The following is a 26,171-nucleotide window of genomic DNA, read 5'->3' on the forward strand; positions in this document are numbered from 1 at the left end:
ACATGAGCGGAGCAAAGCACACGATCCTCCTCGTTACCCCTCCCTACCACAGCGGCATCCCCGAGATCGCGGGGCGCTGGCTGCCGCTGGGGCTGGTGTACCTTGCGGGGGCCGCGCGGCAGGCCGGGGTCGGGGCCGAGATTTACGACGCCATGGCCACGGGGGACGGACATGCGGAGATCCGGCGCCGCATCGGAGCAAGCGCCCCCCGCTATGTCGCCACCGGCGCCATGACCGCCACCGCGGCGGAGGCCATCGCGGTTCTGAGGACCGCGAAAGAGCTCGATCCCGCCTGCGTCACCATCCTTGGGGGGGGGCACGCGAGCTTCATGTACCGGGAGATCCTGGCGGCGGAGCCGGCGGTCGATTTCGTGGTGCTGGGGGAGGGGGAGCAAACGCTCACCCACCTGCTTCAGACCCTGGAACAGGGGGAGGATCCCGCAGGCGTCCCGGGCATCGCCTGGCACGATGGCGGCGCGGTCCGCGAAAACACGAGGCGGCCGCTCATCGACGATCTGGACGCGCTCCTCCCGGCCTGGGACCTGGTGGAGTGGCCGCTCTACAGCTACTTCATCATTCCCGATTCCCGCTTCGCCGCCATCAGCACCTCGCGCGGATGCAGCCATCAAGGGGACTTCTGCTGCCAGGAGCAGTTCTGGCAGGGATCCTGGCGCGGGCGCGACCCTCAGAAGGTGGCGCGGGAGGTGGCGGAGCTGCACCGGCGCCACGGCGTCAACGTCTTTCTCGTCACCGACGAGCACCCGGCCCGGGACGCGGCGCGTTGGGAGCGGTTTCTCGACCTCATGATCGAACAGGCCCTTCCGGTGCACCTGATCATGGAGGCCAGGGCCGAGGACGTGATCCGGGATCGCGACATCTTCTGGAAGTACGCCAAGGCGGGGGTCGCTCATGTGATGCTCGGCGTGGAGTCGGCGCAGCAGCAGATGCTGGCGCGGCTGGGGCAGGTGACGGCGCCGGATGCGACAGGCGAGGCGCTTGCGATCATCCGCGATCACGGCATCGTCAGCGAGGCCTCCTTCTTCGTCGGCTTCCCGGATGAAACGCCGGAAAGCGTGCAGGCCACCTTGAAGGAGGCGCAGCGCTGCAACCCGGACAACGCCAACTTCCTGCCGCTGACTCCCTGGCCATATGGCAGCATGTACCGCGAACTGGCGCAGCTGATTCGCGAAACGGACTTTTCCAGGTACAACTTCGTCGATCCGGTACTGGCGCCGAAGACCATGAGCCTGAAGGAACTGCAAAGGGGCATCAACGACTGCTACCGCAGGTTCTATATGGCCAAAATGCTGGAAGTTATGACCATGAAGGACACGTTTCGGCGCGGTTACCTGGTGCGGGCGACCAAGCTGATCATGGGGAGTTCCTTCGTGATCGGGAAGCTGAATCCCTGGGGTTCGGCCAAGTAGCACTATTCTTGCAGCGGTCAGCTGTTGCTGTAAAACCCGGAGAAACAATGAGCAAGATCCTCTTCATCACCGCACCATATCACTGCTGGGGCGTGCAGGTCGTCGGTACCTGGCCCCCCCTGCATTTGGCCTACCTTGCCGGCGCCGCCAGCGACACCGGTCACGAGGCACGCATCTTCGATGCGATGAACAAGCGACTTTCCTTCGACGACATCAGGGCGGAAATCGAGCGTTTCCAGCCGGATATCGTCATGACCCTCGACTACCTTCCCGTCACCGGTGCCATCAGCACGGCCACCGTTCCCTATGCGCTGCGGATTCTTAACATCGCCAAAGAAATCTGTGGCCAAACTGTAACGTTATTAGGCGGACCCCATCCGACCTTCATGTACGAGGAGATTCTCGAGGACCACGGCAACCGGGTGGACTACATCATCACCGGCGAGCCCGAGCAAACCCTCAAGAAGCTCCTGGCGGCGCTCTCCGGCAACGGTGACCCCAAGGCGGTCAAGGGGATCGCGTACCGGGAGGGGGAGCGCATTCTCTACACCGGCAGACAGCCGCACATCGAGGATCTGGACTCCCTGAAGCCCGCCTGGCACCTTCTGGACTGGGAAGACTACAACTACCTGGTGGCCCCCTACGGCCGCATGGCGTCCATCCTCACCTCGCGCGGCTGCGACATGGAGTGCGCCTTCTGCAGCCAGCGCATGTTCTGGCGCGAGGACTGGCGCTGCAGAAAACCCGAGAAGGTGGTCGAGGAGATGGAGCACCTGATCGGCGATTACGGCGTCAGTTTCTTCACCTTGATCGATGCCTATCCCACCAAGCACCGCGAGCGCTGGGAGCTGTTCCTGGACCTGGTCATCGAAAGAAAGCTCGGCGTCCACCTGCTCATCGAGACGCGGGTCGAGGACATCATCCGCGACGCCGACATCCTGCACAAGTACCGCGATGCGGGGATCATCCACGTCTACCTGGGGGCCGAGAGCGCCGACAAGGACGTTTTGGGGAGCCTGAACAAGGGGACCAGCTTCGAGCAGAACAAGCACGCCCTGGACCTGCTAAGGGAGGCGGGCATCATCACCGAGGCCTCCTTCATGATCGGTTTCCCGACCGAGACCTGGGACTCCATCGACAACACCATCGCGTCCGCCATTTACCTGAACCCCGACATCGCGGTTTTCCCGGTGGTCACCCCGATGCCGTTCACCCCGATCCATGCCCAGATGAAGGACCGGATCCGCGTCTTCGACTACGCGAAGTACAACCTGGTCTGCCCCATCATCGAGCCGTACCAGATGACCATGGCGGAGATCACCCAGGCCCTTGGCAAGTGCTATATGACCTTCTACAGCAACAAGATGCAGGAGATCGTCGAGATGGAAGACGGCTTCAAGCGGAAGTACCTGTTGAGCGCCTTCATGCTGATGATGAAGGACCATGGCGACAACTTCGATTTTGAGGGCGCCGACATGGAGCGCATGAAGGAGCGCATGAAAAAGGTAGCCTAGCCCGCCCGACCTCGCGGCGCCGGCCCGCCGGCGCCGCTCTCCTCACCCCCGCTTCCCTTGCGTTGCCGTTTCACGGGCCGATCCTGCTCCCCCGCCTCCCCGCCGACACAACTCGCTCATTGCTCCGTTACCTTTCCGTTACCGTTATATGGCCTTTGGCGGTACCTTTACCCGGAACCCGGCCCGTCATATCACCGGACCGCCCCTGCAGGTCCCGGGGGGATTCCTCCCGTGCTTAAAAATATCCAACCGCTCCCATGGCCACTCTTCAAAAAAAAAATCCCATAAATGCTGCAGTTCGGGCGGCCTTGGCTCTGTCTTGGCCTTTTGGCTATATGGCGTAAACGACAAGGGGTACGCTTCTTGCTCTTGGAAACGCTCTGTAGGATTATTTCGTACCTCTACATTCGTCCATCACCGCACGTGAGGATCAGGGACAGGGGAAGGTTATGCTGAAAAAAACACTGGCTGTTCTGGCTGCTACGGCCATCATATCGGGGGCGCTCTGGTCATGGGCGGCGACGTCGTTCCAGCTGCAGACAAAGCTGAACAACAGCGGCGGTACCCTCCAGATCCGCAACAACCCGGTCCAGACAGTGTCCGGCACGGTCGTGTACACCAACTTCACCACGGCGGAGCTGGTTCCGGTGAAGGTGACCGCCAACCCCGGCTACAAGATCACCAGTCTGACCAAGACGGGCGTGGCCCAGGTGATCGGCAACTACACGACCCACTACACCACCACCTTCAAGAAGGCTGACGGTTCGCCCCAGTCCCTGATCGCCGGCTTCACCGCCCAGAAGTACACGGTGACCGGCACCGCATACGGCCCGGGGGGCATCACCCCGGCCAGCACCCAGGTCACCTATAACGGCACCGCGGTATTCACCGCCACCCCTAACGCCAACTCGGTCCTGACCGCCGTCAGCGGCGGCACCGCCACCACCCTTTCCGGCGGCGCAATCAGCTTCCCCTACCTCGGCCAGGCCAACATCACGGTCCGGAACGTAACCGCCCCGGCGAGCGTCACCGCTTCCTTTTCCACGGTCGGCATCAGCGCGGGGGAGAACCAGACCGGGATGGTGGCCACGAAGGTGACCCTGAGGGGCTCCATGCAGGGGGGGGGCACTTTCACCTGGAACCAGGAGAGCGGCCCGGCGGCTACCCTGCTGCAAGCGAGCACGCTGAACCCGGACTTCGTGCCGATGGTGCTGGGGACCTACGTGTTCCGTGTCACCCAGTACCTGAACGGCGTAGCGGTCTCCACCTCCACCACGCAGGTCAAGGTGGTGGACTCGCTGATCGACTCCATGAGGACCGACTGCAACGGCTGTCACTCCGCCACCGGCGTCTACCCGACCCCGATGGCGTTCACCCTGTGGTCCTCCTCGAACCACAAGGCTCTTGGCGTTTCCTGCGTTTCCTGCCATACCACCGGTGCCATGCCGACCCCGGTCAACGTCTCGAGCGTCGACTCCAACACCTTCGTGAACCTGCAGGCCTCTGCTGGCCCCGTGGGTGGTTACTTCTGCGCCGCCTGCCACACCGACTCGATTTTCTCCGGCTACGATCGCTCCATGCATAAGAAGATGGGCGTCACCTGTACCTCCTGCCACAAGGGGGGAGCGCACCAGCCCGAGGCGGACCCGGGCGTCTGCGCGGGTTGCCACTACAACGGCCTGGGGATCGTCCCCAACCACACGGTCGAGATCGGCAGGAACGTCCTCTGTATCTCCTGCCACAACCCGCACTCCAGCTTCGCGGCGGTGCAGGGTGATCTCGAGACGCTGCACTACGGCAACATGACCACCGGCGCCTACCCGGCCACCTACGTCACCTCGCGTTCGGCCTGCACCGACTGCCACTTCTCGACGGTGACCAACCAGGCGATCCGCCAGGCGTGGTACACCTCGGGTCACGCCAAGGGGAGCGCGCCGGCCTACTCCACCTACGACTTCAAGACCATGGACGGCTGCGTGCAGTGCCACACCACCACCGGCTTCGTGGCCTACTCCACTGCCAAGGTGACCACGGCCTGGGGCGTCTCCTCGGACAAGACCAAGGAGATGGTCACCTGCCGCGCCTGCCACGTCGACATCGTTGCGGGTGCGCTGCGCACCATGGCGCCGTCCAAGCCGTTCGCCATCGAGCCGACCTACGTGAACCCCGCGGTGGGCGAGTCCAACCTCTGCATGACCTGCCACACCGGGACCAATACCGGCCAGGTGATCGTGGCGAAGCTGCAGGCGAACGCGGACTTCACCAACCTCGCCTTCATCCCGCCGCACTACGCTGTTTCCGGCGCCACCATGTACGCGAAGGGGGGGTACCACTTCCCGGGTCGCGACTACGACCTCGGTGCCACCCACAGCAACCTCGGCTTCGCCAACGCCAAGGGGCCCTGCGTGTCGTGCCACAGAAACGGCACCTACGGCCACTCCTTCAGAAGCGGGGTGAGCGCGATCTGCACCAACTGTCACGGCGCCAACATGCCGGAAGAGCAGCGCCTGCTGGCGCGCGACTCCTTCACGAGCCTCCTCGAAGTGCTGCGTGCGCAGCTGGCGGCCAAGGGCTTCATCTACACTGAGAAGGCGCCGCACTTCAACGAGCGCAACTGGGGCTCCGGGCAACAGGGTGCGAACGTCATGGGCGCCGCCTTCAACTACGCACTCCTGGTGCGGGAGCTCGGCTCCTTCGGCCACAACCCGCGCTACTCGAAACAGCTCGCCATGGACTCCATCGACATCCTGGACAACGGCGTCATCGACGACTCGGTGACCACGCTGGCGGTGCCGACCCTGCGCGACGCGGGCGCCATCACCCAGGCGGTGGCCGACTCGGTGATTGCCTACAAGGCGCGCAACCTGTGCATCACCTGCCACGGCGGCTCCGCTTCGACCCCGAGCCCGATGGCGACCAACCAGCACGGCACCCACATCACCGCGGTCTACGGCCCGGGCGCCTACCTTGGGAGCGAGTACACCGCCTGCCAGGCGTGCCACATCGGGACCACCGCCACCCACAACAACGGCTCGCCGGACTTGAAGAGCGGCGACGGCTCGCTGTGCATGGGTTGCCACGCGGGTCAGCTGGTTGACTGGAAGACCACCGCCCGCATCGAGTGCACCGTCTGCCACGCTCAGAACGCCGCGGTGCTCCCCAACGGCACCCAGGCGCCGTTCAAGGCCTACTTCGGCACCAAGGGTCACGGCCGCTTCGCGGTATCGAACCAGTGCACCGTGTGCCACGACCGGAACGCCACCCACATCACGGGGACCCTGGGCGACAGCAAGCGCCTCTTGATGACCAACGACAACACGCTGTGCGCCTCGTGCCACAACAACGCCGCGGTGGTCCCTGCGCGCATCCTGAACCTCGGCACGCACGTCACCAAGGACAACGTGGACATCAACTGCCGCGAGTGCCACGACACGCACGGCACCGGGAACCTCTCCATGATCAGGGGCGAGATCCGTGGCTTCAACATCGCGTACACCGACCGTGTCAACACGCTGATTGAGATAACCTACAACCGCGGCCTGTGCCAGGTCTGCCATACCAAGACCAACCACTATCGCGCCGGTGTGCCTGAAACCAGCCATTACACCTCGGGCTGCCTGGACTGCCATCCGCACAACGGCGTCGGGGGCGCCTTCAAGCCGATCGGCGGCGCCTGCGACTCCTGCCACGGCTACCCGCCGGCGCCGAAGAACACGGCGACCACCTTCGGCAGCTACGCGAACTGGGCCAACGCGCGCTTCGAGGACTACTCGGGCGGCGGCGGCGCGCATCTCGTGGCGGCACACGTTTCGCCGTTTGCCACCCCTGCGGAAGGGTGGGCCAACTGTTCGGTGTGCCACAACGCCGGGATGTCACACCAAATGACCACCCCCATCAAGGATCACATCGAGAACGTGACGGTGGTCGTCGACAACAGCCTGCGCTTCTCGAACAGCTTCACCATCTACACCGGCGCGAGCCTGACCAGCGTGCCGGGCGCCAACAAGACCGGCAACTGCTTCAACATCGCCTGCCACATGAGCCCGTCGGCACGGTGGAGCACCGAGAGATAGTAAGGCTGAATTAAACGCTCAAGTAACTGGATCGATAACCGATCCAGCTTGAATAAAGGTCTGACATAACTGTCTGACCACAGAAAGAGGAGGAGCAGATGGTAGGAAAATATGGAGGTCGATGTTTGTTTGTGTTGGCGTTGCTACTGCTGACACTGGTGCAGTTGACCGCGGGGAAGGCACAGGCCGCCTCGCAGTACAACTATGACTGTTCTTTCTGTCACACGATGCCGCCGCTGGATTCGGCAACGAGCAAGAAAGATCCCAACACAGGCGCTGTGCCGGGCAACCACGCCGGTCACGCAACCTCTGCGGTCAACTCCTGTGTTACCTGCCACGGCAGCCAGGTGAGCACCTATCCGATGGGTCACAGGAACAAGACCATCGAGCTCTCCGACGGCATCGGCTACTCCAGGAAGATCGCGGCCGGCTTCGTGAACCAGACCTCGGTACCGCCGAACCCGATGGGCACCTGCTCCACCGCGACCTGCCACAGCAACGGCAAAGGCACCCTGAGGGCGACCCCGGCCTGGGGTAGCGCGGCGCTCACCGTGCCGGGCGGCTGCTCCGCCTGCCACGATGTCGCACCTTCCACCGGCAACCACCCGACCGCGGGCACCAAGCACGGCAACTACTACGGCCTCGGCACCGGCTCCTGCGTGAAGTGCCACACCGACCACTCGGTACAGGCCAAGCCGTTCGCCCACGCCACCTCCGCCGGCCACCGCGCCATCGAGGTGAAATTCGCTGGCGGCGGCAGCTTCGCAGCCAACCAGTGCTCCAACGTCTACTGCCACAGCAACGGCCGCGGCACCTACACCCCGCCGACCTGGGGTGGGACCCTTACCTGCGCCGGCTGCCATGGTGACGCGACCACCAACACCCTGTCGGGCAACCACGCGAAACACGTGAACAACGCGGCCTTCCTCGGCACCAACTATGGCTGCGTCGAGTGCCACAGCTCGACCGTTTCCAACGACACCACCATCTCCAGCTTCGCAAACCACGTGAACCAGACCAAGGACGTGGCTGGCACCCGCGTGGGCACCCCGGTGTCCGGGACCTGCTCCACCTCCTACTGCCACAGCGACGGCAAGGGCACCATGAAGAGCGTGACCTGGACCGGTTCCACCGCGCTGACCTGTAAATCGTGCCACGGCGCCGATGCCGCTCCGGCCTTCACTTCCGTGGCCGGCGAGCCGAACTACACCAACGCCGGGGCCGACCAGCCGCGCGCCAACAGCCATAAAAACCACGTTGCTTCGGCCGCTGACTGCGCAAGCTGCCACGCCGACACCACCGCGAACGGCACCAGCATCAAGGCTGGTGGGTTCCACACCAACAGCACCCGTGACGTCAAGGCCGGCGCCAGGAGCTTCACCGTCGTCGGGAACACCTGCTCCGCGGTATCCTGCCACGACGGCAACGGCATCGTCGCCAACGTCCCCGCTGTCAAGTGGGGTGCTTCCCTTGGCTGCAGCGGTTGCCACGGCAACTCCAGCACCCTTACCACCAACGCGCACGCCGCGCACGTAAGCACCAAAGGATACACCTGCGACACCTGCCACGCGGCTACTGTCAGCGGGAACACCTTCTTCGTCAACAAGGCTCTCCACGGCGACGCCACCGTCGAAGTCGCCGGCGCCAGCGTGACCACCTGGGGCGGCACCGCCACCAAGACCTGCGCCACCTCCTGCCACCTCTCGGCAACCCCGCAGTGGAACGTCCCTGCATCCGGCGCCTGCGGTACCTGCCACACCGCGCTTTCCAACACCGCCGGCGGCCTGATCAACAGCAACGCGCATACCGCGCACTTCACGGCAGCTTACGGCCCGGCGTTCAACTCGACCCTGACCACCTCCTGCTCGAACTGCCACACCTCGAACACCGCGAGCACCCACGCCGACGGCACCCTGCAGCTCGCCGGCGGCATGAACAAGATCGGCACCTGCTCCACCTGCCACAGCCAGAGCACCAACTGGACCACCGGCCGTGTCACCTGCGAAAGCTGCCACTCGACCGCAGGCGGCCCGCTCTCCGTCATCGGCGGCCTGACCGCTCCTGACAAGACCATCGCGGCCACCGCGGGCCACGGCAAGGCCGGCGTCGCCCAGGCCTGCTCCGCCTGCCACGACAACAGCTCCGCTCACATCAACGGCATAGCCGGCGATCAGAAGCGTCTGCTCGGCGTCCTGACCGGCGCGGCCAACCAGGAATGTAACTACTGCCACACCAACGCAGCCAAGGTAACCGGCGCGGCACTCAACGTGAAAGTCCACCAGGCCACCGGCCTGGGCGCCAAGTGCTCGGACTGCCACAACGCGCACGGCACCACCAACAGCATGATGGTTAACGCCAGCATCAACGGCACCGCAGTCAGCTTCACCGGCAACAACACCTTCGCAAACCCGGCACAGACCGGCGTCTGCCAGGTCTGCCACACCACCACCAAGTACTTCACCAAGGCTGGTGTGCCGGCTGATGCCCACGTCGACTCCACCACCAACTGCCTCGACTGCCACGCGCACAACCCGGCCACCGGCCTCGCGTTCGTGCCCAACGGCGGTTGCGACGCCTGCCACGGCTACCCGCCGGCTCCGCGCCAGACCATCAGCGCGATCAGCTTCGGCGTACAGGGTAGCTGGTCTTCGGCCCGCTTCGAAGACTACTCCGGCGGCGGCGGTGCCCACATCCTCGTGGCGCACATCAAGAAAGACGCCAAGCCGTCTGAAGGTTGGGCTAACTGCCTGCCGTGCCACAAAGGGAGCGACGCTTCCCACGCCCGTGCCCTGCCGATCAGGACCCACGTTTCCAGCGTAAGCGTCGAGATCGACCCGCAGTACCGCTTCTCCGACCAGGCCCTCGCCACCTACACCAGCGCTACGCTGGTCAACGGTGGGACCAACAAGTCCGGCAGCTGCTTCAACGTGAGCTGCCACTTCAGGCCGAGTCCGAAGTGGAGTATCGAAAGGTAGAACTGTTTCTGATAGCAAAAGAAGCTTTACCAATGCAGTAGAAGCATGTTAAAAACCTCCGGCGGGGGTGCCCCCCCCGCCGGAAATTGGCTGTCTCAGGCATTTAGATAAGGGTTTACAGAAGGAGCTTAACATGAAGAGCTACCGCAGACCTGGATATGGCAATTTCCGAGCCCTCCTTCCGCTTCTGCTGTTCGGAATTGTGATGTTCGCTGCATCGCAGGCGCTGGCCGCGCCGCAATACAACCTCACGTGCGTCGACTGCCACACCATGCCTCCGCTTGATTCGGCAACGGGTGAGCGCGAGCCGGATACCGGTGCATTCCGCGGCAACCACCAGACGCATGCGGCGGCGTCGGCCACCAGTTGCACCAAGTGCCACGGTGCCCAGGTGACCACCACCGGACACCGCGACGGGATCATCCAGGTGCAGTCCAACCTGAACGGTCACGCGGGCGCCAGCTACAGCAGGGGCTTCTTCAACCAGACCTCGGTTCCCCCCGCGGTTCTTGGTACCTGCTCCAACGTGAACTGCCATTTCGAGGCCACCACGCCCGAATGGGGGATCACGGCCCTTGATCAACCCAGCGCGACTACCTGCGGGGTCTGCCACCTGGCGGCGCCCGACAGCTACGCCCATTCCAAGCACCTGGCGCTGTACGGCAGCGAGCTTACCGTCTGCGCCAAGTGCCACGTCGACCATACCCAAAACGCGAAGCCGTTCCAGCACGCGACCAGCGCAGGGCGGAACATAGCGGTGACCGTCGGCTCCTATGCCGGGTCCAACTTCGCATACCTGCCGAGCCAGAGCGCCTCGCGGGTAGTGGGTACCTGCTCCAACATGTATTGCCACAGTTCCGGCCAGAACGCGACGGGCGGTCCCCTGGGGGGAGGCGACTACGCTGCGCCCAACTGGGGCAATGCAGCCTCCGGCGCCTGCGGCACCTGCCACAGGACCAGCACCTTGAGTTCCGGCAGCCACAGCCGGCACCTGGCCTCCAATGGCGACTGCAGCAACTGCCACGTTAACGCGCTCCCTACGTCCTACGCGGCGGCGACCCACGTGGACGGCAGCATCGACGTCGGCCTCGGGAGCTACGACAAGGCGGGGGCACCCGGCAACGGCTACGGCCGCTGCTCCACTGCCTCGTGCCACGCGAGCCCCTACTCGGTAGCTTCCACCACCTCTCCTGTGTGGGGAACCTCCGCCGGGTGCTCCGCCTGCCACAACGGCATCGGCCAGTTCGCCGCCAACGGCGCACCTGCCACCGGCAGCCACGACTCGCACATGACTCTTGCCGGCTCGGCCTGCAACCAGTGCCATGACGGCGCCGTCAAGAACACGAACGGCGGCCTGTCCCACGCCAACGGCACCGTTGAGGTCGCCAACGACTACACCGCGACGCCGGTTCAGAAGCATGCCCCCGGCACCTACACCGGGACCTGTCTGACTGCATCCTGCCACGCCGACCCGTACAGCACCGCCGCGCTGGAGTCCCCGGTATGGGGGAGCAGCACCGGCTGCGCCTCCTGCCACAAGGGGACCGGCGCCTTCGCCGCCAACGGCGCACCGGCTACCGGCAGCCACGCCAAGCACCTGGCACAGCCTGGTACCGGCTGCGACAAGTGCCACAACGGCGCGGCAAGCGGCGTTTCGGGCGGCCTGACCCACGCCAACGGCACCGTTGAGGCGATCAACTACAGCGCCTCTCCGGTCGTGAAGCACCCGATCGGCACCTATGACGGCACCTGCTCCAACTCCTGCCACTCCAACGGCAACGGCGTTCAGGCCCAGACCCCGGTCTGGGGCGGCAGCATGCCGGCCAACTGCTCCGGCTGCCACGGCGGCGCCGCAGGATTGGGCACTCCGGCCATGGCGACCGGCAAGCACCAGTCGCACATGAACAACTACACGACCATGGGTCGCGACAACAACCTCATGTGCGCCGAGTGCCACGCGCTTACCGTGTCGCTTGGCAGCAACACCCTGGTCACCGGCACCGGCCACCTGGACAACTTCAAGGATTACTCCGGCGTCAAGGCCGGCGGAAGGTCGAGCTACAGCACGGCGAGCGGCATCTGCTCCAACGCCTACTGCCACAGCTCCGGTCAGCAGGTTCCGGTCTTCGTCAGCATGACGGGCCAGAAGGCCTGGGGCGGCAACGGCAAGCTCGGCTGCAACGGCTGCCACGGCAAGAGCGCCGGGGCGACCTGGACCAGCGCCGCAGGCGCGCCGAACTACGCGAACAAGTACGACGGGACGCTCAAGACCGCCAACAGCCACGAGAAGCACACCGCTTCCATGGCTGACTCCCGCGGTTGCGCCAACTGTCACAACACCACCGTGGACCAGGGTGTCGCCTCCAAGATGCGCGACTACTCTTCTAACCACGTGAACCGCGTCCGCGACGTAGACTTCCGCCTGGGCGGCAGCTACACCGAGGCGAACAAGACTTGCTCCACCTACTGCCACAGCAACGTCCAGGCACCTGGCGGCATGGGAAGCGCCACCACCTCCGGCAACCCCGCCTGGGGTGCCAACGGCTCCATGACCTGCGCCTCCTGCCACAAGGACATGTCCACCCTGCAGGAGAACGCCAACGACCTGAACCTCGGAAGCCACAAGCGCCACACCGTGGACTCCGCGTACAGTTGCTCCATGTGCCACGGCACCGGCTACTCCGCCACCACGACGGCGGCACCGCACGCCGACGGGACCATCAACCTCGCCTTCACCGGCAAGGGGACCGGCACCACCTACTCGCAGCAGGCGGACAACACCCCGGGCGACGGTTACGGCACCTGCTCCACCAGCGCCTGCCACGGTCGCGCCACCCGCAACTGGGGTGTTTCGACCACGCTGCCGACATGCGAGAAGTGCCACGGTTCGGCCAACACCGCCATCACCTCGGCAACCTTCAAGGACACTGCGGGGAGCCCGGCCAGCCCCTACACCGGCACCCACGTATCGCACCTTGCCGGCAGCCACAACTATTCCAACCCGATCACCTGCGACCAGTGCCATTCGGTACCGGCCACGGTTGATGCCGCGGGCCACATGGACGGCCTGCCGGCGACCCTCACCTGGGGCTCTCTCGCCACCCACCCGAGCATCGCGGGCGGGGTTGAAGGGGCCGCCATGGCGCCGAGCTACACCGCCAGCGGGCGGATCTGCAACAACACCTACTGCCACGCCGGTCTCAGAAAGGGTGACGGTTCGGCTCAGGGTAGCGGCTCCGCCCCGTCCTGGAACGACCCGGCTTATCTCGGCGGCACCGGCTGCGGCAAGTGCCACATGAACCCGCCGGCGTACCCGCATACCACGAGCACCAACTGCAGCGCCTGCCACAACCACGTGGCGCAGTCGAACGTCGCCTTCGTGGACAAGAGCAAGCATATGAACGGCTCCATCGAGGTCACCGTCGATGACTGCCTGGGCTGCCACTCCTCGGTCAACGCCTGTGCGCAGAACGATCCGACCTGCGTCAACAAGGAGTTGATCGGAGCGCACAAGATGCACACCGACGCGGAACTGTTCCTTGCGGGCAAGAAGCTCTCCAACGGGGACTTCATCGATACCTCGTGGATCTACTCCATCGAGTACAAGGACGGCTTCCCGAAGTACGGCTGCGGTTTCTGCCACCCGATGGATTCCGGCACCCACAAGAACTCCACCGTCGAGCTCGACCTCGACCCGAGCCACAGCCTGGCCGGCACCGTCAAGACCAAGAACAAGGCGGGCGGCCCCTGGATCGTCAGCTACACCATGGGATCCAACGTGGTCTGCTCCAACGTGTACTGCCACTCCAACGGCTACGTTTCGACGACCACCAACCAGTACCTGTACCAGACCACGCCGAACTGGTACGCGACCGACCCGTGGGCAAGCGTCGACAAGTGCGCCCAGTGCCACGGCAACTCGCCGAACTCCGGCGGTATCGAAGGTTCCGCGGCCCACGGTCGCCACGTGATCGGCAACCACTACGCCGACATCTTCGACGGCTACAGCGCGAGGATCCCGGTCGCTGGCGGGGTAGGCTCCGGCGCGGCTCACGGTGACCCGAACACCTCGACCACCTTCAGCTGCAACCTGTGCCACAACGCGACCGTCGCCGTGTCGTACAACGACAAGGGTAACGCCTGCTCCAGCTGCCACGGCAGCTCGGCACCGCTCAAGGGGAGCCTGCAGGTACTGGCAACCAACCAGACCCACATCAACGGCGACGTCGACGTGGTGTTCATGAGTCCGTTCAACATCAAGTCCAAGGCGCAGCTCAGGCCGGGTGTCGATGCAGTCCAGTCGATCTACACCTCCTGGACCCGCGTGAACGGTTACAAGACCGCCGCTTCCTACGACCAGGCCCGGACCACCCCGAGCTACGTCGGCGGCACCTGCTCCACCGTCGCCTGCCACAACGGCACGCAGATGGAGTGGCGCACCAAGGGGCCGCTGGCCTGCGCAGCCTGCCACATCGGGCTGCCGCAATAGGGGGGCATGAATGTGTACTACCAAGAAGCAAGCAACCACGACACATCGAGTGCAAAGGCAGGTGAACTGACATGGGAAAAGTGATCGTTAAAAATATCAGGGGCATGGGGTGGGGCGCTAAAGCCTGCCTGATCGCGATGTTCACCATGTTGGCGACCGTGCTCCTTTTGCAGATGAAGCAAGTGAGGGACGCCCAGGCTGCGGTAGCGGTGCAGACCCAGTGGGCCATCCTCGGCACCGGCACCACTTCGACGCTGCCGGCCATGACGCTGGCCAAGGGGGCGGGGAGCAACCGCCTCCTCGTGGTCAAGGTGGTAGCGGATTACAGCACTGCCATCACCACCTTCACCCCGACGGTGAGCTACGGCGGCCAGGCGCTCACGAAGATCGTGGCGACGGACACCACGAGCCGCCAGAAGGTCTGGTTCGGATACCTTAAGGAAACCGGCATCGTGGCGGCGACCGGGACCACCCCGTCCCTCACCGTCACATGGGGTTCCGCCCCGCAGACGGGTTGCGGTGTCTCCGCGGCCTTCTACTCCAACGTGGACCAGGGGACTCCGATTACCGGGTCCCGCGCGGTTGCCTCCGATACCTCTGCGACCACGCCGACCAGCGGCACCATCAACGTGACCAATGGCGGCTGGGCCATCTACGGCTCCAACGTTAACACCGCCCTGGCAGCTTCCGTGCCGACCGGCTACACCGAGCACTTCGACACGGCGAACAGCACCCTGTACGAGGACGCGGTCGGTTCCAAGCAGATCACCGCTACCGGGACGGAAAACCCGCTCCCCACCTGGACCACCCAGCGTTACGGCTTCGCGGCCATCGGCCTGAACCCGGCCACGACCACGCTGGGTAACGGCACCATCGGCACTACGGCCAACGTGGCGCCGGGCGCGGCCAGCCAGAAGATCGACGGCTTCTCGCTGGTGACCGGTTCGGCCGGCACCACCGACACCGTGACCGGCCTCACCGTCACCACGACCAACAACGCGGCCATCGCCAGCATGCAGATCTGGAACGAGGCGGGGACCACCCAGTACTTCTCCACGGTGAACAACCCCGGCTCCGATACCTGGAGCTTCTCGGGCGGCACCGCGATTCCGGTGACCAACACCTCGGCCGGCTACAAGATCCTGGTCACCTACAAGACCCGTGCGGCGGGTGCTCCCGCCGGGAACACCGCCACCACGGCACGTGTAACCGCCATCACCAGCGGCAACGTGCTGGCGGGAAGCGACACCGCGGACACCACGCTCACCCTGATCAACACCCATGCCGCCTCCACGTGGGGGACCAATACGGCGACGAGCACTACCATTACGCTCAACTGGACCTACGGCACCCCCGGGCAGAACGTGATCATTGTCCGTTACGCTGGCGCCAAGACCGACACCACGAAGCCTGTGGACGGCACGACCTACGGCCTCGGCGCGGCATTCGGCAGCGGCGGCACCGTTCGCTACGTGGGGAACGCCTCTACCATCCCCGACAGCGTGGGACTGGTGGCCGGCACCACCTACTACTACAAGATTTTCGAGTACGACACCTACACCAACTACTACAACGCTACCGATGTCTGGACCGCAGGGCTCACCCCCTTGAGCTCCGACTCCGTGGCGCCGACCGTGAGTGCAGGGTTCGCCGCCACCACCCCGGTGAACACCCTCGCGGTGCCCATCACCTCCTTCGCCGCTACCGACAACGTCGGCGGCAGCGGGGTCGCTGGCTACATGATCACCACTAGCGCCACCGCTCCGCTCGCCACCGACGCAGCGTGGACCTCCACCGCGCCCACCAGCTACACGGTGGCCGCGGCTGGCACCTACACCCTGTACCCGTGGGCCAAGGACGGCGGCGGCAACGTTTCGCCCGTCTATGGCGCTCCGGTCAGCGTTGTGGTCGACATGACCGCCCCGGTCGTGGCGACCTTCACCGTGAACACGCCGTCGGCCAGCCGCAATATTCCGATCGCGGGACTTACCGGCACCGACGTCGGCACCTCGGTCTCCCGCTACCTGATTACCACAACGAGCACACAGCCCGCCGCCGGCGCGGCCGGGTGGAGCGCGACCGCGCCGACCACCTACACCGTGGCCGCCGACGGCACCTATACCCTCTACCCCTGGGTGAAGGACGCTGCGGGCAACGTCTCCGCGCTCTCCGGGCTCACCCGTACCGTAGTGGTCGACGCCACGGCGCCGACCGGTCTTACCGCGGTCTCGCCAGCGGACACCTCGACTGACCAGCCGCTCAACGTGGCGCTGCAGGCATCCACCGCTACCGACGCCGGGGTAGGTGGCGTCACCTACTACTTCACCATCACCGACGGTGTTTCCTACAATGCCAACTCGGGCTGGATCGCCGCCAACAACTGGGCGCCCGCCGGCTTAGGCTACGGCACCACCTACACCTGGCAGGTAAGGGCCAAGGACAGCCTGGGCAACCAGACCGCGTTGACCACACCGATGACCTTCACCACCGGGGCGGCCTGCGTGCGCAACGACCCGACCGTGACCCTTTTGACCGCGACCGGCGGCATCGCCTCCACCATCAGCGCTGACGGCGGCACCTCGGTCTACAACCTGAAGCTGATCAACAACGACTACGGCGGGTGCGGAGCCACCACCTTCAACCTGGGCGTCTCGGATACCGACGCGCTCGACGTCTTCGATCCGCCCACCCTCGCCAACTCGTCGCTGACCCTGCCGCCGGGCGGCCAGGTGACCACGACCGTGACCGTCAAGGCGACCGTGGACCACATAAGCGGCGTCAGCAAGACCCGCGCCTTCACCACGGCCGATGCCTACCATGCCCAGGTGACCACGGGCGACGTACAGACCACCCTGAACGTGGTTGCGTGTACGCCGAAGACTCCGCTGCTGATCGTTGGCCCCGACTCCGGCTACCTGAACCGCGGCGGCACCCTGAAGTACACGGTCACCGTGAAGAACACCGATTCCGGCGCCGGCTGCGGCGCGGTCACCTACAACCTGGCAATCCCGGCGGAGACCAACTCCACCGACTTCAACGCCTCGACCTTCAGCACGGGGAGCATTTCGCTCGGCTCCGGCCAGCTCGGCTCGGTAACCCTTACCGTCTCCGCCAAGGCCACGGCTGCGAAGAACGTCATCAACAAGACTACGGTGGGCGTTTCCGCGGTTTCGCACACGGCGCCTGCCAACAAGGTGGTCACCTCCACGGTGAATAACCCGATGCTGCACAACTCGGACAGCACCAGCTCCACCAAGTGGAGCGCGAACGGCGGCTGGGGTATCCCCGGTGCCCGTTACGGCGAGTTTGACTGCACCACCTGCCACGTGCAGGGGGGCGCGACCACCCGCAACGTGAACCGCATCCGCGAGACGGTTACCGCTCCCGACACCACCAAGGGGCAGCTCCCGGGCGCCGGCCAGCCGATCAACTACAGAAGGACCGGCGGCACCAGCAAGACCCAGCCGGTACCGGGTTGGGATAGCGGCGCGACGCCGAGGACCAGCTCCGACAAGATCTGCGAGATTTGCCATACCTACGACGCCGCAAGCGCGAACGGAACCAAGGCGCATCCGTACTCCACCACCGCCACCCTCGGGAACCACTTCGGGACCGACGGCCGCGACTGCATCGACTGCCACAAGCACGGTAAGGGCTTCGGCGTGGCAGGGCTTGGCTGCACCGGGTGCCACGGCACCGAAACCGCCACCATCACCCCGGACAACCGCTACGTGGTGGCGCCGCCGAGAAACGCGAACGGCTTCACCGGTACCTTGGCCGGCATCGGCCAGGTCAGCAACGATCCCAAAGTCGGTGCGCACCAGGCTCACCTGAAAAGGCTGAACGGCTTCAGCAACTACTCGACGGTCGATTACACCTGCCAGGCCTGCCACGGCCCGCTGCCGACCGACTTCAGCCACATCAATTCCAACTCCATCCCGGTGTTCCAGGGGATGGCGACGAAGAACGGTGCGATGACCGCAAGCTACACCGGCACCAAGTGCAACAATACCTACTGCCACAACCCGGCAGCCACCGGCGGCACGTTGCTCGCCGCCAACGCCGGTACTGCTGTGTTCCCGTCCTGGACCAGCGCGAACTACGTCGCGAGCGGCACCAAGTCGGTCGCCAACTGCCAGGTCTGCCACAAGGTCCCGGGCAACACCGGGTTCGAGCCGGCCGGCACCCATAACGGCATGAACACCGACGTGACCGACTGCTCCGGCTGCCACGGCCATAACGGCGACGGCAGCGGCACCGTGGCCGGCCGCCGCCACATGGACGGCGTCAAGTTCGGGGCCGGCAACTGCGACACCTGCCACGGTTACGACGTCGGCACCTGGTCCGCGTTCCCCGAGCGCTCCGGCGTAGTCACCGGCAAAGGCGCGCACGAAAAACACATCGCGTACCTGAAGACGCGCTACAACGTGACGCTGACCCCGGCCTCCGATGCCTTCGGCGTCGGTAACTCGTGGACACAGGTCTGCGGCGTATGCCATAATGGCGCGGCCCACAACATGGGCGAAGCCATCCCTGGCACCGGGCGCACCATTTCCATCACTCCGGCCCGCCAGTTCGGCGGTTCGCTGCCGGTCTACAACGGTACCGTCGGGGTAGCGTCCTCGATCAAGCCGAAGACCTGTTCCAACGTCGATTGCCACTACAAAGAGACGCCGTCCTGGTAGTATCCAGCGGGGGGAGGCAGATATAATGCTGAACGTTTTTAGAGAGAAATTTGGAAAGATACTGCTGGTCGCAGGCGCCATCACGGCCTGCGCCGGCATCCCCGGCACGGCCCTCGCGCTCACCTGCGTGGACTGCCACGGCAACCCGCCGGTCGACAACGCGAGCCGCGTCGGTGGGACCACCGGCCAGTTCCCGGGTTCCCACGGCACCCACAGCGGCTCGGGCGCCGGCCAGTACGGCTACGCCTGCACCAAGTGCCACGTGAACAACGCTGCGGCGAACCACGCCAACGGCAACATCGACATGGCAGTGCCCATCAACGGCAACACCGGGGCGACCTACGGCAAGGGGAACAGCTTCCCGGTCACCAACAGCGCCCTGGTCGGGAACACCTGCTCCGCCACCTACTGCCATTCCAACGGCACCTCGTTGGCTACCGGCGCAGCCGCCAGCGGCACTTCGCCCACCTGGGGCACCGGAAGCACCACCTGCATCAGCTGCCACGGCACAGGGGGGACCACCGGCGCTCCCACCTACGTTAACGTCAGGGCGTATCCCTCGGCGGCTCCTACCAGCACCGGCTGGACCACCCCGACCAACGCCTACGTCGACGACAACGTCTACGCGGTGTACAACACCACTACTCAGCAGCCTCTGGTGCTGACCGGCTTCAACACGACTGCGGCCGGTCTCACCGCTGGGGACACCATCACGGGGATCTCGGTCACCGTGCACGGTCTCGCCGCTTCCGGGCTCATCAACGTTGCCCTGACCAAGACCGGCACCACCACCGTCGCGGGTACTGCAAAGACCGCCACGCTCCCCACTACCGACGGCACGGTCATGCTCACCACCACGCCGACTGATCTCTGGGGGACCACCTGGACGGTGGCTGACCTGCAATCGGCCAACTTCGGCGTCATCATCAAAGACAACGACACCACGGCCTCCAACATCCAGATCGACTCGGTCACCGTGATTGTGCACACTGCCGCCGAGCCCAAGATGAACAGCCACGCATCGCACACCTCCAAGACCTGTGATGTCTGCCACAACGCGACCACCACCGACGGCACCACCATCGCCTCACCGGCGAATCACGCTGCCGGCAGCTATAGCGTGGTTGCCAAGACCGGTACTACGTTCACCTACGCCTACAACGCCGCTGGCAGCACCTGCTCGACTGTTTCCTGTCACGGCAATGCCATCTGGGGGGTATCCGTCTTCAACTGCGTCACCTGCCATAACGGGGTCCTGAACACCTCCGCGGCCACCCAGGCACTGGGCGGACCGACCACCCGCAGGAACGTCGTTGCCGAGATGAAAAGCGCCTGGAGCCACAAGCGCTCCACCAACGGCGGCACCCCGGCCAACACCGTCGTCACCGCCGCCGACTGCATCGTCTGCCACATGGAAGGCGACAAGACCACCGGCAAGACCTCCGCAGTGCACGGCAACGGCTACATCAACCTGCGCGACCCCGACACCGGGAACAACATCAAGAACGTCACCTGGAACGGCGCGACCCCGGGAGCGTACGTCGAAGGGACGACCGACGTCCAGTTCACCCAGTTCAGCCGCAATCTCGGTGTGCTTCTTGAAAACGACCCGAACTGGCTGATCATCGCTGCAATCCAGCAGAACCACTGCCTTAAGTGCCACGACGCGGCGGGCGCCACCAGCGCCAACGCGCAGGTTCCCACCACCGGGACCGCGATGCGCCCCTTCGGCGTCGCGATCACCGGCCACGTAGCGCCTTTCAACAGCAACGGTTCGGGTAACGTGGTCAACGTTGTGGCAGGCTTCACGACCACCAACGCGTCCTACCACCCGGTCATCGGCAAGCAGAACAACAGCTACGTCCAGGGCGCCCAGATGGTGGCCCCCTACAGCGGCGTCACCAAGACCAACGGCAACAATACCCAGTACGGGCCGCTGATGTCCTGCTGGGACTGCCATGCAACCCTGGGGCAGACCGGCGTGCAGACCGCCACGGTCACAGCGCACGGCGGAGCGGTCACCCTGCGCGGCCCGATCAGGGCTGCAGGAACGACCGCCACGACCAACCTCTGCGTCAACTGCCACGCGACCAAGTACGCTACCACCTCGACGCAGCATGGTTCCGGCTCGGCGTTCACCCTCGGCAAGAGCAACATGGGCACCACGACCTTCAACAACTGCTCCTACTGCCACGGCTACGGTGTGGTCGGCGCTACCTACTCGGCAACCAGCGTCGCCCGTCCGCTGCGCATGGAAGAAGCGCACGGCTTCAATGACAGGGTAGTAGGTACCGTCGGCTCCAAGTGGTCGGGCGGCAACAGGCCGTACGCGTTCATTCGCAACACCCTGAGCAGCTGGTCGCCCAAGTCGGCGGTCGGCGACACCATCGCCTCGCCTTCGACCTGCACCGGCACCGGCGGCACCTGCGGCAATGACATGGGCAACAGCCCTAACGGTCTGGGCGGCGTGTACTAGGGCCTCAAGGTTAGGCTGAAAGACCAATACCCCGCCCATCCAGGGCGGGGTATTTTTCTTGGGTGTCCGGCCGGATTCAAAGGCCGGAGAAGAGCCGCACGCGCAGTGCCCCTGCCGGCGGCAGGGGCGACAAGGATCACGTATGACAGGAAGTATGAAAGCACTGTCCCTGGCGGCAGTGTTGGCCGTCTGCCTCTCCGGCTGCCAGAAGGAATCCGGCAAACCGAAAGACCTCTCTTTGCTCACCACGACCACTGTGGTCGCTGAAATCCCCGGAGGACCACAAGAAGGCGGCGCATGGAACGCCAACGCCATCCGCAATGTTCCCCAGGTGGAATTCAACGCCACCGGCAGAGGTTTCTTCTATGTCGCGGAGCAGGGAGGCAAATTCCACGTGGTGCACAACGGCAACCGGGGGAACTCCTATACCAACATTTTGACCCCAACGCTCAGCCCGGATGGACAGCGCCTGGCCTACCAGGCCTACGTAGACGATAAAGTACGGATGGTAGTCGACGGGAGGGAGGGGGAGGTCGTCGAGGAGCTGGAGATCCCCTTTTTCAGCCCGGACAACCGCCATGTCGTGTACCAGGCGAAAACGGGGGGACGTTGGTATTTTGTCGTCGATGGCCGCAGCTTCCCTGCCTACAGAACAGAGCATAACCAGTTCGGTTTCAGCGCCGATGGCACCCGAATGGCTTACGTGGACAGTCCGGTGGAGGGCGCCAAGCCGCGGCTGGTCGTCACCGACCTCGACTTCAAGAAACAATTGATCAGGGAAGCAACCGGCGCCGTCATGGTCATCAGCGACGACAAGAGCAGGATTGCCGCTATCTCCGAGGTAAAGGGCAAGCAAAGGGTGATCGAGCTGAGCCTCGCCACGCCGGACCAGGTCAAGGAAGGGGTCCTGTACGACAGCATCAAGGACCTTGCCATCAGCCCGGACGGAACATCTGTCGCCTATGTCGCCGAGAAGGGTGGACGCAAAGTCCTGGTGTGGAACGGTCAGGAAAAGGCGTTTCCTCCCGGCAAGCTGGTAGGTCAGATCGTCTTCCGCCCCGGCAACAAGGGGGTCGGCCTCCTGACCGATTCCAACGGAAGCTGTGCCTTTCATGAGCCTTTCTCCGGCAGCGGTCCCCAGATACGCCCGTACGATGAGGTGGGCGAGCTGGCGTACAGCAAGGACGGCAAGAGCCTGGTGTATCTTGGCCGCAAGGTCACGCCGGGGCAGACGGGAAAGAGCATCTTCATGGTGGTGAACGGCAAGGAAGGGCCGAGGTTCGACAAGGTAATAAGCCCGACCTTCACTCCCGACGGCCAGAAGGTGGTCTACCGGGTCCGCCATGAAGGCAAGCGTTTCATGGTGGTCTCGGACCTGGACGGCAAGATCATCAGACAGGACCCGCAGCATGAGATGGTGTTCCCCCCGGTGTTCTCTCCTGACGGGAAACTCCTCGCCTACGGGGTCAAGGATGGCGGCAAGTTGGTCTGGAACGTGGAGAAGCTGTAATGGCCGAAATAGAAGCACCCGATAACGACAGCGAAGGCGAGCGCTTTCCGCTGGAACCCCGCATTCACCCGGTAAACAAGAGCCTGCGCGCGATCTACGACTTCCTGGCCTCGGCCAAGCTGGCCATGGTCCTGCTGGTCGCCATCCTTACCTGCTGCGTGGTCGGTGTGACACTGTTTCGCGGGCAACGCTCCGGCGAGATGATCTTCGACACCATGTGGTTCAACGGCCTCCTGGTGTTCCTCATCGTCAACGTCGCCTGCTGTTTTTTCGGCAGGATCTGGGGGCGCAGGGTTACCCTGACTTCCTTCGGCATGATCCTGTTCCATCTCAGTTTCGTGGCGATGTTCATAGGCATCATCTACAACAGCCTGTTCTTCTTCCGGGGCTCGATGAGGCTTACCGAAGGGGAGACGGTCCAAAACGGGGAACGCCAGAGCTACGACCAGGTGTCGATGGGGAGGTTCTTCAACGTCATGTGGCTCAAGGGGGAAACCACCCTGAACGCCATGCACCTCAGCTACAAACTGGACGGCGTCGAAAAGAAGAGAGCCTACGACATCACGGTGGGTGAGGGGGAGGTGAAGAAGCAGGAAACCATCTACCTCACCAAGAACCTCAAATACAGGGGATTCAAATTCTTTCCCGACCAGGAAGGGTACAGCGTCCTGACCGTTCTCTACGACAAGCAGGGGAAGGAACTCTACGGAGCCTACGTCCCGCTGCAGAGCCTCAAACACGATGCGAATTCGACCTTCTACACCACCGGGACCAAGGCCGGCCCCGGCAGCCTCACCTTCCCGTACGCCCCCGAGAAGCCGCTCTTCGATCTTCAGGTGGCCTATCGGCCGGACCCGGTGCAGCCGAAGTCGGGAACGGCTTTCTTCATGGTGAAACCTCTTGGTTCCCCCCTGAGCATGGCGGACCAGCAGACCTTCGAAAAGAGCCAGACCCCGCTGGGGGCGCTATACGACGCGGGTGAATACCGCCTCTCCGCGCGAGAGGTCCGCTACTGGGTCAGCATGAAGGTGAGCTACGAGCCGGGCCAGATCATCGTGCTCAGCAGCCTCTGGGTCGGGTTGTTCGGAATGATACTGACCACCGCGGGCCGTATGCTGAAAGGGCGGCGGGATAGCCTGAAGGGATAACCGGGGACGCACCGGCCCTTGCGGGCGGCCCCGGTCTACTGCCGGAACAGTTTCGCGTCGGAGTCGTCGAGCAGGTACTGGTAGGGTGCGACCGGCACATTTTTCGCCGTCGCCAGCGGATAGAGGTAAAGGTTCCAGGCCAGCATCGTCACCAGGACCAGGTGGTATAGACGGGCGTTGACCCGCCCGGTCACCTCTGTCACCAGGCAGCCTATGGCGGTGAAGGCGAAGGGGAGCAGCGGGACCGCGGAGTAGATGAAGGTGGGACGCTTGACCCCGACGAAGAGGGAGTAGGTCCCTAGAAACAGCAGCACCGGCAGGCCGAGCTCGAGTGATTTTCGGCGCTGCGCCAGGACCGCGAGAAAGACCATGGCCGGCAGGGTGGCGATCCAGACCGGCAGGCTGTTCATGTAGAGGATGAACTCGCCGCGGTCGGCACCGATGAAGGTCCCCTGGCCGACGGTGACGGAGCGGATGAACCATTCCAGTGCGGAGGTGTGACTCAGGAAAACCATCTCCGGGTTGTAGCTCTCCGGCCGGTAGGTCTGCAGCGAAAAATAGGCGTCCTGTATGAACTGGAGAAACTCGCTGAAAGTGTAACCGCGCATGAACCAGAAGTAGTAGGAACCGATGAACACGCTCGCCGGAATGAAGAGATAGGTAGCCGTGATGAAGAACGCGGTCCCCACGCTGCGATAGTTCCGGTTATCTCTCAGAAGCAACAGGTAGATCAGCAGCCAACAGGGGACGTAGTACCACTTGGTGGCCAGGGCGCATCCCATGAAAAAGGCGCTCGCCGCGATGAGCCAGCTTCGCCCGGCGTGTCTTTGATAGAGCACGATCGCCGCCAGGAAAAAGGCCCCGCCGTAGATCTCCTCGAAGGTGTAGCGGGACATGACGATGTGCAGGGGATCGGTGGCCAGCAAGACCCCCGCCAGCAGCGCGGCTTTTCTCCCCCCGCTCACGTTGCGCGCGAAGAGGTAGGTGAGCACGCAGGCGGCCGCTCCGAACAGGATGTTCCTCATGCGCCACCCGTACGGGTTGTCGCCGAAAAGCTGCAGGAAACCGTACATGAGGATGTGGCGCAGCGGCGGGTGCTCCCAGTTGTCGGGCTCGAACTGGCCGTTCAGCCAGTAGTTGGTTCCGGCGGGGACGTGGGCCATCTCATCGCCCCATTTGAAGTCGGGATAGGATATCTCGTAGAACCTCAGGCCGAAGGCGAGCAGGAACAGCAGGCAGATAATGATTATCTCGTTTCTCTTCATTGGCGGTTGCCCTGGTAGATGACGGTGATGTCGCTGGAGATGCCTTTGCGGGTGAGCAGATCCTGTGCCTGTTTGGCGTCGAACACGTCGCCGTTGATGTAGACCAGCACCTGTTCGGGGAGATGCGGCAGCGACGAGGGCGTGGTCCCGATCATCGGCAGGCCGTTCAGGTCATACAGCGAGACCCCCCTCTCCAGCCCCGCAATGGGCTTTATGACCTTGGTCGTTGGTTGTTGCAGGAAGTCCTTCCAGTTTTCATCCGGGACGATGAAATAAAGCTTGCGGATGACATTCTGGAATATGGAGTACTCGACCAGGTTGGACCGTTCCAGTCGCGGTTCGCCCTGGTAATTGAAGCGCCCGTGCATGTGCGGGTAGCGGTCGAAAAGAACCAGTGTCCTCCCCTTGACCCCTTTGCGCCGCCATACATCGTAGGCCTTTTCGGGGGAGTCGACGGTTACCGTTTCTCTTCCCGGCGAGAAGTGCCTGTGACGGTTGCCGTGATCGTTTCCGACTGCGATGACTGCGATAAACAAGGCGGTAGCCGCCAGTGACCAGGCTGTTTTGTGTCGGTACATGGTTGCGATCCCGGGAGTGGTTTGAGGTGGC

General features: G+C 64.1%; 11 protein-coding genes. 9 read left to right on the top strand and 2 right to left on the bottom strand.

Annotated features, from left to right (window positions below; all coding sequences use genetic code 11):
- Positions 1 to 2: 2 nt before the first annotated feature.
- The 9 genes from KP001_RS19470 to KP001_RS19510 all read left to right on the top strand — a co-directional run bounded on the left by KP001_RS19470 (position 3) and on the right by KP001_RS19510 (position 24,297).
- Positions 3 to 1,427: a B12-binding domain-containing radical SAM protein gene (locus KP001_RS19470; protein ID WP_217287180.1), complete on the top strand. Its 1,425-nt coding sequence runs from the start codon at positions 3 to 5 to the stop codon at positions 1,425 to 1,427.
- Between the two features lie 47 nt (positions 1,428 to 1,474).
- A complete protein-coding gene (locus KP001_RS19475) occupies positions 1,475 to 2,941 on the top strand; it encodes a B12-binding domain-containing radical SAM protein (RefSeq protein ID WP_217287181.1) in 1,467 nt (488 codons plus the stop codon).
- Positions 2,942 to 3,390: 449 nt separating this feature from the next.
- Entirely contained in the window at positions 3,391 to 7,014 is a 3,624-nt protein-coding gene (locus KP001_RS19480; protein ID WP_217287182.1) for a cytochrome C, read from the top strand.
- Positions 7,015 to 7,145: 131 nt separating this feature from the next.
- Positions 7,146 to 9,989 carry a CxxxxCH/CxxCH domain c-type cytochrome gene (locus tag KP001_RS19485; protein WP_239027834.1) on the top strand — a complete coding sequence of 948 codons (2,844 nt, stop codon included), beginning with the start codon at positions 7,146 to 7,148 and terminating at the stop codon, positions 9,987 to 9,989.
- A 205-nt stretch (positions 9,990 to 10,194) separates the two neighbouring features.
- The gene (locus KP001_RS19490; RefSeq protein WP_239027835.1) at positions 10,195 to 14,478 is read left to right on the top strand and encodes a CxxxxCH/CxxCH domain c-type cytochrome; all 4,284 of its coding nucleotides are present in this window, start codon (positions 10,195 to 10,197) and stop codon (positions 14,476 to 14,478) included.
- A 71-nt stretch (positions 14,479 to 14,549) separates the two neighbouring features.
- Positions 14,550 to 19,163 carry a CxxxxCH/CxxCH domain-containing protein gene (locus KP001_RS19495; RefSeq protein ID WP_217287185.1) on the top strand — a complete coding sequence of 1,538 codons (4,614 nt, stop codon included), beginning with the start codon at positions 14,550 to 14,552 and terminating at the stop codon, positions 19,161 to 19,163.
- Between the two features lie 25 nt (positions 19,164 to 19,188).
- Positions 19,189 to 21,639 carry a CxxxxCH/CxxCH domain c-type cytochrome gene (locus KP001_RS19500; protein ID WP_217287186.1) on the top strand — a complete coding sequence of 817 codons (2,451 nt, stop codon included), beginning with the start codon at positions 19,189 to 19,191 and terminating at the stop codon, positions 21,637 to 21,639.
- 154 nt (positions 21,640 to 21,793) lie between these two features.
- Positions 21,794 to 23,149 carry a hypothetical protein gene (locus KP001_RS19505; RefSeq protein ID WP_217287187.1) on the top strand — a complete coding sequence of 452 codons (1,356 nt, stop codon included), beginning with the start codon at positions 21,794 to 21,796 and terminating at the stop codon, positions 23,147 to 23,149.
- Entirely contained in the window at positions 23,149 to 24,297 is a 1,149-nt protein-coding gene (locus tag KP001_RS19510) for a cytochrome c biogenesis ResB family protein (RefSeq protein WP_217287188.1), read from the top strand. The genes KP001_RS19505 and KP001_RS19510 overlap by 1 nt, the downstream gene beginning before the upstream one ends.
- 35 nt (positions 24,298 to 24,332) lie before the next feature.
- On the opposite strand, the gene KP001_RS19515 is transcribed toward KP001_RS19510, so the two are convergent.
- Together KP001_RS19515 and KP001_RS19520 are read right to left on the bottom strand one after the other, a co-directional pair.
- The gene (locus KP001_RS19515; RefSeq protein WP_217287189.1) at positions 24,333 to 25,562 is read right to left on the bottom strand and encodes a phospholipid carrier-dependent glycosyltransferase; all 1,230 of its coding nucleotides are present in this window, start codon (positions 25,560 to 25,562) and stop codon (positions 24,333 to 24,335) included.
- Positions 25,559 to 26,140 carry a hypothetical protein gene (locus tag KP001_RS19520; protein ID WP_217287190.1) on the bottom strand — a complete coding sequence of 194 codons (582 nt, stop codon included), beginning with the start codon at positions 26,138 to 26,140 and terminating at the stop codon, positions 25,559 to 25,561. Before KP001_RS19520 ends, KP001_RS19515 begins: the two co-directional genes overlap by 4 nt.
- Positions 26,141 to 26,171: the final 31 nt, after the last annotated feature.

Source organism: Geomonas subterranea, from assembly GCF_019063845.1.
Classification (GTDB): Bacteria; Desulfobacterota; Desulfuromonadia; order Geobacterales; family Geobacteraceae; genus Geomonas; species Geomonas subterranea.

Bases quoted from the DNA above. Each gene is read 5' to 3' on its own strand.
- KP001_RS19520 (WP_217287190.1), bottom strand. From the start codon at position 26,140: ATGTACCGACACAAAACAGCCTGGTCACTGGCGGCTACCGCCTTGTTT.
- KP001_RS19505 (WP_217287187.1), top strand. From the start codon at position 21,794: ATGAAAGCACTGTCCCTGGCGGCAGTGTTGGCCGTCTGCCTCTCCGGC.
- KP001_RS19470 (WP_217287180.1), top strand. From the start codon at position 3: ATGAGCGGAGCAAAGCACACGATCCTCCTCGTTACCCCTCCCTACCAC.
- KP001_RS19515 (WP_217287189.1), bottom strand. From the start codon at position 25,562: ATGAAGAGAAACGAGATAATCATTATCTGCCTGCTGTTCCTGCTCGCC.
- KP001_RS19475 (WP_217287181.1), top strand. From the start codon at position 1,475: ATGAGCAAGATCCTCTTCATCACCGCACCATATCACTGCTGGGGCGTG.
- KP001_RS19510 (WP_217287188.1), top strand. From the start codon at position 23,149: ATGGCCGAAATAGAAGCACCCGATAACGACAGCGAAGGCGAGCGCTTT.
- KP001_RS19490 (WP_239027835.1), top strand. From the start codon at position 10,195: ATGTTCGCTGCATCGCAGGCGCTGGCCGCGCCGCAATACAACCTCACG.
- KP001_RS19500 (WP_217287186.1), top strand. From the start codon at position 19,189: ATGCTGAACGTTTTTAGAGAGAAATTTGGAAAGATACTGCTGGTCGCA.
- KP001_RS19495 (WP_217287185.1), top strand. From the start codon at position 14,550: ATGGGAAAAGTGATCGTTAAAAATATCAGGGGCATGGGGTGGGGCGCT.
- KP001_RS19480 (WP_217287182.1), top strand. From the start codon at position 3,391: ATGCTGAAAAAAACACTGGCTGTTCTGGCTGCTACGGCCATCATATCG.